This window comes from Pseudomonas sp. FSL R10-0056, assembly GCF_009600105.1.
Taxonomy (GTDB): Bacteria; Pseudomonadota; Gammaproteobacteria; order Pseudomonadales; family Pseudomonadaceae; genus Aquipseudomonas; species Aquipseudomonas bubulae.
The window spans coordinates 19,322-31,828 of the sequence record NZ_WIWL01000183.1; the positions used below are offsets into that span (position 1 = coordinate 19,322).

General features: G+C 46.8%; 9 protein-coding genes and 1 pseudogene. 9 read left to right on the forward strand and 1 reads right to left on the reverse strand.

Annotated elements, in window-relative coordinates:
* Positions 1-5: 5 nt before the first annotated feature.
* From wecC to GHO42_RS14430, 5 genes and pseudogenes are all read left to right on the forward strand, one after another.
* Complete coding sequence (wecC, locus tag GHO42_RS14410; RefSeq protein ID WP_153328022.1) at positions 6-1,274, forward strand: UDP-N-acetyl-D-mannosamine dehydrogenase; 1,269 nt, start codon at positions 6-8, stop codon at positions 1,272-1,274.
* A gap of 160 nt (positions 1,275-1,434) precedes the next feature.
* A pseudogene (locus GHO42_RS14415) lies at positions 1,435-2,225 on the forward strand (IS5 family transposase).
* A gap of 132 nt (positions 2,226-2,357) precedes the next feature.
* On the forward strand, positions 2,358-3,371 hold the full coding sequence (locus tag GHO42_RS14420; protein ID WP_153328024.1) for a glycosyltransferase family 2 protein: 1,014 nt from the start codon (positions 2,358-2,360) through the stop codon (positions 3,369-3,371).
* 12 nt (positions 3,372-3,383) lie between these two features.
* Entirely contained in the window at positions 3,384-4,613 is a 1,230-nt protein-coding gene (locus GHO42_RS14425; protein ID WP_153328026.1) for a VpsF family polysaccharide biosynthesis protein, read from the forward strand.
* Between the two features lie 43 nt (positions 4,614-4,656).
* Entirely contained in the window at positions 4,657-5,832 is a 1,176-nt protein-coding gene (locus GHO42_RS14430) for a VpsD family glycosyltransferase (RefSeq protein ID WP_153328028.1), read from the forward strand.
* A gap of 1,131 nt (positions 5,833-6,963) precedes the next feature.
* Here GHO42_RS14430 and GHO42_RS14435 read toward each other — a convergent pair.
* A complete protein-coding gene (locus tag GHO42_RS14435) occupies positions 6,964-7,359 on the reverse strand; it encodes a hypothetical protein (RefSeq protein WP_153328030.1) in 396 nt (131 codons plus the stop codon).
* Between the two features lie 386 nt (positions 7,360-7,745).
* Here GHO42_RS14435 and GHO42_RS14440 point away from each other — a divergent pair, with 386 nt between their 5' ends.
* From GHO42_RS14440 to GHO42_RS14455, 4 genes are all read left to right on the forward strand, one after another.
* Positions 7,746-9,926, forward strand: coding sequence for a bi-domain-containing oxidoreductase (locus GHO42_RS14440; RefSeq protein ID WP_153328031.1), 2,181 nt, complete (start codon positions 7,746-7,748; stop codon positions 9,924-9,926).
* A gap of 36 nt (positions 9,927-9,962) precedes the next feature.
* A complete protein-coding gene (locus tag GHO42_RS14445) occupies positions 9,963-11,144 on the forward strand; it encodes an aspartate-semialdehyde dehydrogenase (RefSeq protein WP_153328033.1) in 1,182 nt (393 codons plus the stop codon).
* Positions 11,145-11,175: 31 nt separating this feature from the next.
* Positions 11,176-11,871: a WecB/TagA/CpsF family glycosyltransferase gene (locus GHO42_RS14450; protein ID WP_306106496.1), complete on the forward strand. Its 696-nt coding sequence runs from the start codon at positions 11,176-11,178 to the stop codon at positions 11,869-11,871.
* Between the two features lie 223 nt (positions 11,872-12,094).
* Positions 12,095-12,427, forward strand: coding sequence for a hypothetical protein (locus tag GHO42_RS14455; RefSeq protein WP_153328037.1), 333 nt, complete (start codon positions 12,095-12,097; stop codon positions 12,425-12,427).
* Positions 12,428-12,507: the final 80 nt, after the last annotated feature.

Below are 12,507 nucleotides of genomic sequence, written 5' to 3' on the forward strand. Positions count from 1 at the left end.
GCTCCATGCCTTTCACAACTATCTCCGTCATTGGTCTCGGCTATATCGGTTTGCCTACCGCAGCAGTTTTCGCTTCGCGCAAAAAAAAAGTAATCGGTATCGATGTAAATCAGAATGCCGTCGATATCATCAATCGCGGACAAATTCATATTATTGAACCAGATTTGGATATGGTTGTGCATGCAGCAGTCACTGAGGGTTATCTGCGCGCAAGCACTCAACCAGAACCCGCTGATGCTTTTTTGATTGCAGTACCTACGCCTTTCACGGGCGACCATGAACCGGACCTCAGCTATATCGAATCGGCCAGCAAGAGCATTGCCCCAGTATTGAAGAAAGGAGATCTGATTATTCTGGAATCAACCTCCCCTGTCGGGGCTACCGAACAAATGTCCGCCTGGCTCGCTGAAGCACGCCCGGACCTGACCTTCCCGCAGACCCATGGCGAAAACTCTGACATCCGGATCGCTCACTGTCCGGAGCGTGTGCTGCCCGGCCATGTACTGCGTGAACTGGTACAAAATGATCGCGTAATCGGCGGCATGACCCCAAAATGCTCCGAACTAGCTATAACCTTGTACAAGATCTTCGTACAAGGTGAATGTATCGTCACCAACGCCCGCACAGCAGAAATGTGCAAACTCACTGAGAACAGCTCGCGTGATGTGGGTATCGCGTTCGCCAACGAGCTGTCGATGATTTGTGACAAGCTGGACATCAACGTCTGGGAACTAATCAACCTAGCCAACCGCCACCCACGCGTAAATATCCTTCAACCGGGCCCTGGAGTGGGCGGCCACTGCATTGCCGTTGACCCGTGGTTTATTGTGAGTAAAACGCCTGAACAGGCACGCTTAATTCGCACTGCTCGTGAAGTAAACGACAGCAAGCCGCAGTGGGTTATCGAGAAAGTAAAACTGGCAGTGGCTGAATTCCTGCAAGCTAATCCAGATAAGACAGCACGAGAAGTTACTATTGCGTGCTTTGGTTTAGCCTTCAAACCTGACATTGATGATATACGGGAAAGCCCTGCATTAACTATAACACAGAAAATAGCGGAAAATCATGCAGGCACTACAATAGCTGTAGACCCCAATATAAATAAACTACCTGCAACCATTCAAAACAAAATACATCTTTCATCTATAAGTACTGCACTTGAAACATCAGACATAATAGTACTACTTGTAGACCACAAAGAGTTTAAAGCCCTCACAAACTCAGAAATTAAAAAACAATTAATAGTTGATACCCGCGGTATATTCCAACCATAATCAACGCGGTTTTAGTTATACTAATTACGACCCTGCAACTTAGGTTATGTACGAAATCAATTTGAAACCATAAGTATCAAGGTCCAGTAAAGTCCGAGACCATCAAAGGCAGGAGACCACGATGACCAAACGATACTAACTCCCAGATGCAGCCTGGGATTTGGCTTCGATTATCGAATCTATCCTTAGCGAGCGCCCGAGAACAAATGATCCTTTGGTGCTCAACGGTATACTTTGGGGGCTCTGTTCGGGCGCCGCTTGGCGCGACATGCCGGAGCACTTCGGCTCGTGGTCGACGGTTTATCACCGTTTCAGTGACTGGCGTAATCGCGGGGCATTTGACCTGATGCTCAAGCGACTCCATATCAAACTCAACGAACAAGGGTTAATTGATCTGGAGACCTGGATGATTGGCTGCACAGCAGTACGAGCAACCCGGACCTCTTCTGGCTCCGGAAAAATGGGGACCTGAAGAGCCGCAAGTTTATGCACCCGGGCGCAGCCGGGGCGGTCTGACGACCAAGATTCACATGCTGTGCCCCTGAAGTTTCTATTATCGGGCGGGCAAGCTCGCGATATCGCTTACGCTCAGCCGTTGCCCTATAAAGCCTATATACCCGGCTTGCGCGATCGCCCCCCGTAAACGGTGCAGATGGTTGCTCGAGGATAAAGGTTATTACGCCGAAGCGTTACGCCGCAATTGCGACCGTTATCGAATGTAGCCGGCATCTCCTCTGCGCAACATCAAGCGCAAACCAAAACCGGGGTACCGAGGTTCTTTGATCGATCCTAGTATCGGCAACGCAACATCATCTAACGTATATTTGGCTTGTTGAAAGAAATCCGCCGCATCTTACGCGATTCGACAAGCTTGCGAGAAGTCATGCGGCGATGGTCTCGCTAGCATGTGCAATGCGGTGTTTACGATATTACTTCTCGTACAGAACCTAGTACGGCTAATGAATTAAATTAAGGTCTTATGAAAGTGAAAATTAATTGCCATCGAGTGAACCAACTTAAAACGACGAGAGTGCATGCAGCTAAAGAGTTCCCGAAGAACAATGTTTTTGAAGGGTACTCGCTTTGAATAGCCCAAAGGATGTATCGGTTATAGTTCCAGTATTTAATGCTTCTGCTACCCTACTGCCTACACTTCGTTCACTTTTAGCACAGACCTTAGAGCGAATTGAAATCATTATCGTGGACGATGCCTCCACGGATGACTCCGGCGAAATTATAAAAAAATTTGCAGCCGAACATGAAAAAATAATTAGCATTTGTTTTTTAGAAAACAAGGGTGTGCACGAGGCACGCCTTGCTGGTATTAAACGAGCTTCAGCCCCATGGATAGGGTTTCTGGACGCTGATGACTTTGCTCAGCCAGACATGTTCAGATTTATGTTCGACGCAGCAACCCAAGAGAACGTAGATATTGCGCTGTGTGGTTCCTACAGAACCAACGCCCAAAGAAAAAAAATAAGGAAAAGAGCTTTTTTTGGAAATAACCAACGAATTGACAATAAAATATTCGAACGCTTTTGCTGTTTTGAATTCGGAGACGGCGCACTATGGAACAAACTATACCGATCTAACTTACTGAAAGACTTAGACTTCGAAAATCTTCCATGGCGTCAAAATATAAATGAAGACCTAATAACCAACATAGGCGCGTTTCACAAAGCCAAATCTTTGTATTTGATGAAGGACATCCTTCATGAGTCTGTGGCAAGTGCAGATAGTGTAACCGCAAAACAAAATGACATCACAGCATATGTAAACACATTCCGCGCTTACGCTTTAGCATTGCGTATATATAAAACCTTTGATGCTGAATCAATTTTCCACATCACTTCAATGTACAGAAGGCAGCTTGATGACCTTCCATATAGAGTAGATGATTTAAGATATTTAGACGAGCACTATGCAATGCACTTACGAGAAGCAATAACTGCAATTGAGCATATATACCCACAGGGACTAGGATTACTATGTTGCCGCTCTAGGGATATTTCCAATTTGCCAATAAAAACACTCGCTAGAAGTTTATTAAAGAAAATCCTAACACGCATCCGGATATTATCCAAAAAATGTCTGTAACGAGGACATACTTTGAAACCGAATAAATTTGCGATGAACGCTTCAGGATTTGCTTATCTAGCACTCTCATTATCCATATCATTACGCCTCATTCTAGGCAACCGAATTCTTGACAATTTCTATTCATACACCCTCGAAGGTGGCAATCCGCTATTAAAAATTCACCCGGGGACATGGCTACTGCTCATTTGCGTGGGGTTGTTCGGGTTTGCTCGTGGTTATGGAAGATTGCTTTACGACCTAAGCAACAAGAGTAAGCCTATAGGTATTGCCTTCCTAGCCACTTGTGCACTAATGGCTTATACGCTGGTTTTATGGGGTTCTAATGGCGCAGCATATTTAGTTGACACCTATTTATTTTCAATACTATGTCTCATACTGGCAGCACACCTTAACCGCATACAGTGCGTTAAGTTATTCAAACTCATCGCTATTATTGTTACAGTAAACAGTTTAATTGCGATCTTTGAATACCTCACTAAAACTCATGTCGTACCTAACCCGGTTACGGGAAGTGCATTATTTCGTGCCAATGCCTTAATGGCCCACCCCTTAAATAATGCATTAGTTACACTGCCAGTTGCTTTAGCAGTGCTCATTAGTCCTTTAAAAAAGACGTGGCGTTGGGGAATGAATGCTTTGGTGTTTTTAGGCATCGTAGCATTTGCAACCAGAGCCTCTTTGGTAATGTACAGCGCTGCTGTATTTTTCATAATCTGGTCATATTCGTTTACCGCAAAAGCAAGCAAGAGCACACGTGCCTTGTACATAATTAGCACGCCTATTCTTATTGTTTTTCTCTCTCTCGCGTTCTATTTCGCGATATTCTTCACTGATTTTGGTATTGGTATATCATCAAGAACTAGTGTTGATGACTCAGCCTTGGCGCGTACAGATGCAATAGCTTTTTTCACAAGTTTGAATATAGGTCGTTATTTTCTTGGGACTGGCCCGAGTGGCTTTACAGATTTGACCTCCGAAAGCTCTGCAGTTTCAGTTATTGAAAACTTCTGGATTCAGCATATAGTAATATATGGCATACCCATGTTTTTTATTTTGCTGTATGGATACACCAACCTTATCAGATGGATTGCTGCAAACTCATCCATACAGTTCAAAATAGTGATTTTTGCTTTTGTTATAGCCGCCAGTACAAACAATTCATTATCCATCAAAACATCAGCGCTGGCAGTTTTCATATTAACCATATACCTGCTTCGCAGAATAGAAAAAAAAGCATGAACTACAATCCATTCACCTCTAATTTCCTGCGGCGTAAATATTAATGAAGAAGAAAGTTCTTTTGATTATGCCAATGTCCACACTAGATTTCGGAAAAAAAAATGCCGGGGGCGTGGACTCTGTATGCCAAGAAATCCTGAAACAAATAATTAAGCAAAACTCTCAAGACTTTGAATACAGAATCTTGGCTTTCGATCCATTTTCCGAAGTATTTTATACTGGCAATCCACAACAATTAGCAGCCAACGTTACAGTTGTGACTGCTCCTGCCAACGAAAAAATTTGTTATATACCGCTGCCTGGATTGATCAGCCAGATAATAAGGATTCAACAGCAGATCAATGATTATAATCCAGATGTGGTACATTCACATGTATCCCCTTGGTTGGTTGCCGTTAACAAGCGTCGTCATCGAATAGCTACCCTCCATGCTTATAAATGGATATGCCGACAAAAAGTATCGATACTTAACGATTTTTTATATGTCAAAGTCTTACCAGGAATATCTGATTTTTTTACAGACGAATACACTTGCGTAGGAAATATAATAAAACAAGATCTAGAGAAACACACAACCAAACCAATACATACGATAGAGAACCCAATCAACGAGGTCTTTTTCACCAAACACCACAGACCCTTGTCGACATCAATCAACTTAGTCACCTGCTCAGTAATTACTCCACGCAAACGTCTAGATCGAGTGATATCCTTGGTTTCTGGACTGGTAGCTCGTGATATAGATGTAAAACTGTCAATTATTGGCCCTACTAACAACAAGTCATATTACGAAAAGCTCATTAATCAAATAAAAGAATGTAAACTCGAACATCGCATTACTTTTCTAGGCAGAAGAGACCCCTTTGATATTGCTAATATATATCAAGATTCTGACTTAGGCATATTCCTCTCAGAGGAGGAAACTTTCGGTTTGGCCCCGTTAGAAATGCTGGCTTCCGGATTACCTGTCATCGCAACACCAGTTGGAATTCTTGCTGAAGAAAAAAGCTTTTTCTCCGAAAACGGCGTTTATTATTACGACGATAAAGCTGGCATTGAACCCGTGATCAACTTTATAAATTCTTACAATAATAACCATGGGAAAACGCCCTATTCTTCCCTAGAGAAAAGATTCACACCATCGTCAATCGTCACCTTGTATGAAAACCTTTACAACTATCCCCAACATCTGAATCAAAGAAAATTTAAATCCCCCTAGGCTCTTTACTAACTATATTCGTTGCAAGCACAGCATGGCACAGGCGAATGAGAGCATGGCCGCAAAGCTTTTTGCAGTTTTATCGAAGCATACAACACATGATGGTTATTCCGTTGCTAGCCTAACATTCGATCAAGGTTATTACATTGTAGATATTCTGACCTATCAATCAGCCTATTTGATTTTCGCTTCATGTCGTGTAGCTTGATCACAGGCAGCATTCGATATGAAATCAAAGTGCCTGCCCAGAGCTTCAGCGCCATGACCTTTGTTGACCAGCAGCTATAAGACTGTGTTCACGAAAGTACTCGCGCGTGCTGCTGGCACAAGCCTCATCCAACAATGGCTGGAAATAATCATTATCTATGGATTGTCCGCTAGAAAGCATAATGCGCAGCGGCGCACTATCAACGCCTTACCGTGTTTGTATCTTGGCCTTCAGGCCGTACCTGCGACGTCCGTACACATGGTCTTGAGGTTCTTCACCCCCTTTTTCTGAATCACTATGAGCCGTGGGTGTCCTCGCACAGCTGTGGATTCGATCATTCTGGTCTCCAGATTGATTAATCACTGCGACTTCAATCGAATATGAAGACACTTGGCCATCTGATCGAAGCTCCGCAGTCGCCAATCGTGAATCGTGAATCCGTTGATATGCCGATAAGCAAAGACCAAAACGCTCGAGCACATCTAGTCAAACCACGCCAAAGTAAAGCGTTCAACCTTTGAATGTTCATCAGCAAATTCATACCATTTTGCACTCGTGTACACCTAATGTTCATGGTGCCGATATTTTAAGGGATTTATCATATACCCTAAATTAATCTAGATCTGTTTTCGTCGAGCTAACTGTTGATTCTTCTCCATACCCCCGCACTGGAAATGATAAATGCCTACTGTTATGATTTGCGGCCCTTATCCGGCCCCGTTAGGAGGTGTATCTATACACATTCAACGACTAGGAATTTTATTAGAGGGCCAAGGGGTAGATGTTGTATACTGCGACGAGTCTAAAGAAAGAAAAGACTCCATTTACAACATTCGAAATCTAAATATATTAAATTACATAAGACTACTATCAAAATCTGATATTATCCATGTCCACTCCTCCGTTGACACTCTTAGACTATTTCACATCTTAACCTCTAAGATTTTCAATAAAAAAATAATTGTTACAATCCACTCTTGGAGAAAAAAAGAATACCAAAACAAATTATGGTCCAGAGTTCTGTCCTTTTTTTGCCATAAGATTGTTTTTGTAAGCGCTGAAACAGCCTTGCGTCTGGATGTAACCCCTTCAAAAAAAATAGTCTTTCCTGCTTTTATACCGCCACCACCATCGCCAAGCAAACTACCCCAAACCATAACCAATTTTATAAATAATAACAAGCTAAGCGGCAAGAAGATCGTTGTCTCTAACGCATTTAGAATAGTTGAATTCAATGATGAAGACTTGTATGGGTTTGATTTATGCCTACAGGCTTTCAGCAATCCAGATATAGCCGATAAGGCTTCACTAATATTCATAGTTTCCGACACATCCACTAACAAGAAAAAAATAAATCACTATATAGAACACATACATAAAAACAAACTTGAACACAATATACTTTTTTACTTGGGCGCCATAGACTTCTACGCTCTGCTTACCATCTCTGACGTGTCTATACGATCTACAAATACAGATGGTGATGCTCTATCAGTTCGAGAGTCCATATTCCTTAAAGTCCCCTGCATAGCATCTGACTGCGTTGGGCGACCGCCTGAAGCTATTCTCTTTAAAAATCGCTCATCAGATGATCTGATACAAAAGCTAGCGTACTGCTTCGAACACTCTGCAGATTTAACTCATGACTCCCAATGTGCCACCCACATTGAGGAGTTTTATCAACAACTTTATGAATGAATAACATATGAAGCAAGTAACTCAAACTCTCCGTACCGGCCTCGTTGAAATCAACGAAGTACCGGTACCTGCACTTACGGATAAATTTGTATTGGTGCGCAACAGCACTTCCGTGATCAGTGCTGGTACTGAAAAAACCAAAATCGATATGGGCAAGAAAAGCCTGCTGCAAAAAGCCAAGGCGCGTCCGGATTTGGTGAAGCAGGTTATCGGCAAAATCCGTACCGAGGGTTTAAAGAAAACCCTGCAAACCGTCAATTCGCGACTCGACTCCCCTTCCCCGCTCGGTTATAGCTGCGCAGGCACTGTGGTTGCGGCCGGCGGCCTGGTTGAAGGTATCCAGCCAGGTGATCGGGTTGCCTGCGGCGGCGCTGATTATGCAAACCATGCCGAGTTTGTAGCCGTACCCAAAAACCTTGTGGTGAAGATCCCGGATAACGTTTCTGACGAAGAAGCGGCATTCACCACTGTAGGCTCCATTGCGCTGCAGGGTGTGCGCCTGGCTGAGCCGTTGTTGGGCGAAACCTTCCTGGTAGTAGGTTTGGGCTTGCTCGGGCAAATTGCCGTGCAACTGCTCAAGGCCAATGGCTGCAATGTGATTGGTACCGACCTTGATCCTGCACTGGTCACCCGCGCCGAAGGCTATGGCGCCGTTGCCATTGCGCCGGGTGGGGATGTGGTAGGTATATGCCATTCGCTGACCTCCGGGCATGGCGTTGATGGTGTGTTGGTGTGCGCAGGCACTTCCAGCAATGCCGTTATCGAGATGTGCGGCGCGGTCACCCGTGAAAAAGGCCGGGTGGTGGTGGTCGGAGCTGTGCGCATGGATATCCCGCGCGAGGATTACTTCAAAAAAGAAATCAGCGTGGTGATCTCTCGCTCTTATGGCCCGGGCCGTTATGACCCGTTCTATGAAGAAAGCGGCAATGACTACCCATTTGGCTATGTGCGTTTTACCGAACAACGCAATATGGAAACCTTCCTGACCCTGGTTTCTCAAGGTCGACTGGATATCAAGGGGCTGATCACCCACCGTTTCTCGGTAGATGAAGCAGACCACGCTTACCAGTTGATTGAAGGTAACAAGACAGAACCCTACTTGGGCATTTTGCTCCAGTACAACCCGATTGAGCTCAAGCTCAATGAGACATCGCGTATCAGCGTTAAACCTGCCGCTGTAAGCGCAGATAAGGTCAAACTGTCTTTCTACGGTGCGGGCAACTATGCCACTGCCAGCCTGCTCCCACCTTTACAGCAGAGCAATCAGGTGGTATTCAGCGGTTTGGTGACCGCCAGCGGCCGCTCGGCACAAGGTGTGGCCAAACAATTCGGCTTTGCCTTCTGTGCTGGCAGTTATGAAGAGCTGCTGCAGGGCGATACCGATGCCATCGTGGTCACTACCCGTCATGACACTCATGGGGTCGCGGTACGTGATGCACTGAATGCCAACAAGCATGTTTATGTTGAAAAGCCTCTGGCCTTGACTGTCGAGCAATTGGCGCAGATCCACTCTGCTTACCAGCGCTCAGGCCAGTGCCAGGTCATGGTCGGCTTTAACCGTCGCTTTGCACCTGCTACTCAACGGGTTATTGAGCACTTCGCTTCGGTAAAAAGCCCGCTGGTTGTTAATATCCGCATTAACGCCGGTGCAATCCCTGGTAATCACTGGATTCAAGACCCGCAAGTGGGTGGCGGTCGTATGATTGGCGAAGGCTGCCATTTTATTGACCTGGCTTCGGCGTTGGTCGGTAGCAAGGTAAAAACAGTTTATGCCGTGGGCACCAGCAAGGCAGAAAAGTCGGCCATGCTAAACGACAACCTGTGCCTGTCACTGACCTTTGATAATGGCAGCATTGCCAATATCACCTATACCGCCGACGGCTCCAAGGCCATGCCCAAGGAGTACATCGAAGTGTTCGGTGGCGGCTCTAGCGCACAGATCAATGACTTCAAAGAAGTCACGCTGTTCAGTGGCGACGCCAACGTCAAGCATCACAAACTGGGTGTTCAGGACAAGGGCCAGAAGAGCATGATCGCCGCATGGCTTGAGGGCCTGAAATCCGGGAAGCCTTGCGTGGATTACAGCTGTTTGATGGCAACCAGCCTAGCAACGGTGATGGCCGTGGAATCACTTGCGCTAGGCGTATCTCTGACTGTCGACACTGACGTTCTGACCGCCGCAGAATAATATGGATCAAGGGGCAGCAATGCCCCTGTAGCCGATATGGAAGACCTGATTGCACTAAACTCGAAGCTTCTGCACTCTATTCAAGCGGATGACTTCGCGGGCTACGACCCCTTCGACTCTCTCAATAGCACGTTGCTACAAGCCACTCCCCTGTACCGCAATGAATGGGTGCGCCTGGCATGGCTGCAACTTGGCAAACGTTCACCGATTAATTTACGCCCCTTGCTGCGTGTACCTAAAAAGCGCAATCCCAAAGGTGTTGGCTTATTTATTTCTGGCTTGCTGCAGGATTATCGCCGTACCGGTGCCGCCGAATATCTGAGCCAGGCGCAAGAACTGGCGGCATGGCTGCTGACTCAGCGCAGTGATCTGCAGCAGTGGCAGCACAGTTGCTGGGGTTACCATTTTGACTGGCAGGCTCGGGCATTTTATGTACCTGCAGGCAAGCCCAATATCATTACGACTTGCTATGTTGCACGGGCCCTGCACGAATTAGGCACATTGACGGCTGATCAGGCCTTGATTGATGTTGCCCTGGATGCTGCGCGCTTTATATCAACACAGCTGTATACAGAGTCCGGGGGCCGCAGTTTTTATGCGTATATTCCTGGCGAGCAGGCGTTTGTGCATAACGCCAGCCTGTGGGGGGCGGCCTGGTGCGCCTTTGCCGGCACACAACTGGGCGACGAAGCACTGATAGCGCAAGCACTGCAGGTGGCTCGTCAATCGGTACGGGAACAAGCGGCTGATGGTTCCTGGGTCTATGGCGCCCGTCATCATCACCAGTTTATCGACGGCTTCCATACGGGCTATAACCTCGAAGCGCTCTGCCTGCTTCGTGAAGCAACCGCAAGCAACGAGTTCGATCATTGTATTCGTGAAGGCTATGCCTATTATGTGAAGACTTTTTTCACCGAAGATGGCACCGCCCGTTATTACAACAACAATGTCTACCCCATTGATATGCACAGTTTTGCTCAGGCCGTATTTACCTTGCTTAAAGTGGGCAGCACTGCTGAGGATTTAAAACTGTGCGACAAGGTGGTTCAGCGCGCCATAGATTTGCTGTATCTGCCTGATAAAGGCCAGTTTGTGTATCAACAAACGCGCTGGGTGACCAACCGGATCAACTACACACGCTGGACTCAAGCCTGGGCTTATTGCTCCATGGCTTTTTACAACAGATACCGCGCCGAGATTAACCATGCAAAGAATTGAAGTGTTGGGCTGCCCCATGGACGTTGCTTCCATGGATGACACCGTCGAAACCATTCGCAGTGCCATTACTGCAGGCCAGTTCACCCAGCATGTGGTTGTGAATGTCGCCAAGCTGGTCAATATGCGCGATGACGCGCAACTCAAAGAATCCGTGCACTCATGCGATATCATTAATATTGATGGCATGGGTGTCGTGTTAGGCGCTCGTTTTCTTGGGCATGCGGTGCCGGAGCGAGTGGCTGGCGTAGATTTGTTCCATGAATTATTGAAAATGAGCGAGGCCAATCAGTTCTCGGTATTTTTGCTGGGGGCCAAGGACGACGTAGTGTCGCAGGCCACCCGTAATGTCCTGGCGCTGTATCCCGGGCTCAAGGTCGCCGGCTATCATCATGGTTACTTTTGGGATGATGAGGCGGCTCTGGTTGAGAAGGTCCGCGCCTCGGGTGCAAAGCTGCTGTTTGTCGCAATCACTTCGCCCAAGAAGGAGAACTTCATCAACCGCTGGCGAGACCAGTTGGGCGTCGATTTTGTGATGGGAGTAGGCGGTACCTTCGATGTGGTCGCCGGCAAAGTTAAACGAGCGCCCAAGTGGATGCAACAATACGGCCTGGAATGGCTGTATCGAGTGATTCAGGAACCCGGCCGCATGTGGAAACGCTACCTCACCACCAACGTTAAATTCGCCTGGCTGCTTATAAAAGAAAAGTGCAAGCGCTTGTTCCGTTAGGCAATATAACGTCGGCGTTATAAAAGGTCAGCAACCGAACCCGCTCTGCGCGGGTATTCTTGAACCGGTATTGTGAAATAAAATGCCTGTAACGAGATCACTTGAGTGAAACGCTTGTCGTATCATGCAGAGCCCGCGCACTTTGAGCTGTGAGTTTTGTAACCTTAGATACACATACTCAAGTACTACAGCTAATACAGACTATTTATCAAAAGGATTTCTCATGAACAAACTAATCGTTTCTGCCCTCGCCCTGGCTTTGAGCGCTTCTGCATTTGCTGCCGAGCCTGTTGCTGCCCCTGCTCCAGCCACGGACTCAGCACCTGCTGCTGAAGCGGGCGCTGCCGGTACTACCTCGGGCACCTCCCTGGCAACCACCACTGGCGTATTGGGTGGCGTTAGCACCACCACCGCAATTGGTCTGGGTGTTGCCGCAGCTGCGGGCGTTGCAGCTGCTGCTTCGGGCGGCGGCGGTGGTGGCGGCGGCGGCGGTAATGGCGGCACTACTGGTACTACCGGCACTACCGGTACCACGGGCACCACCGGTACTCGTTAAGTAGCCAACCCGGTTACTCGCACCAAACCACCTGGAGCACTCCAGGCATTTGATTTTGATGTGTTTCCATTACAAGTGTC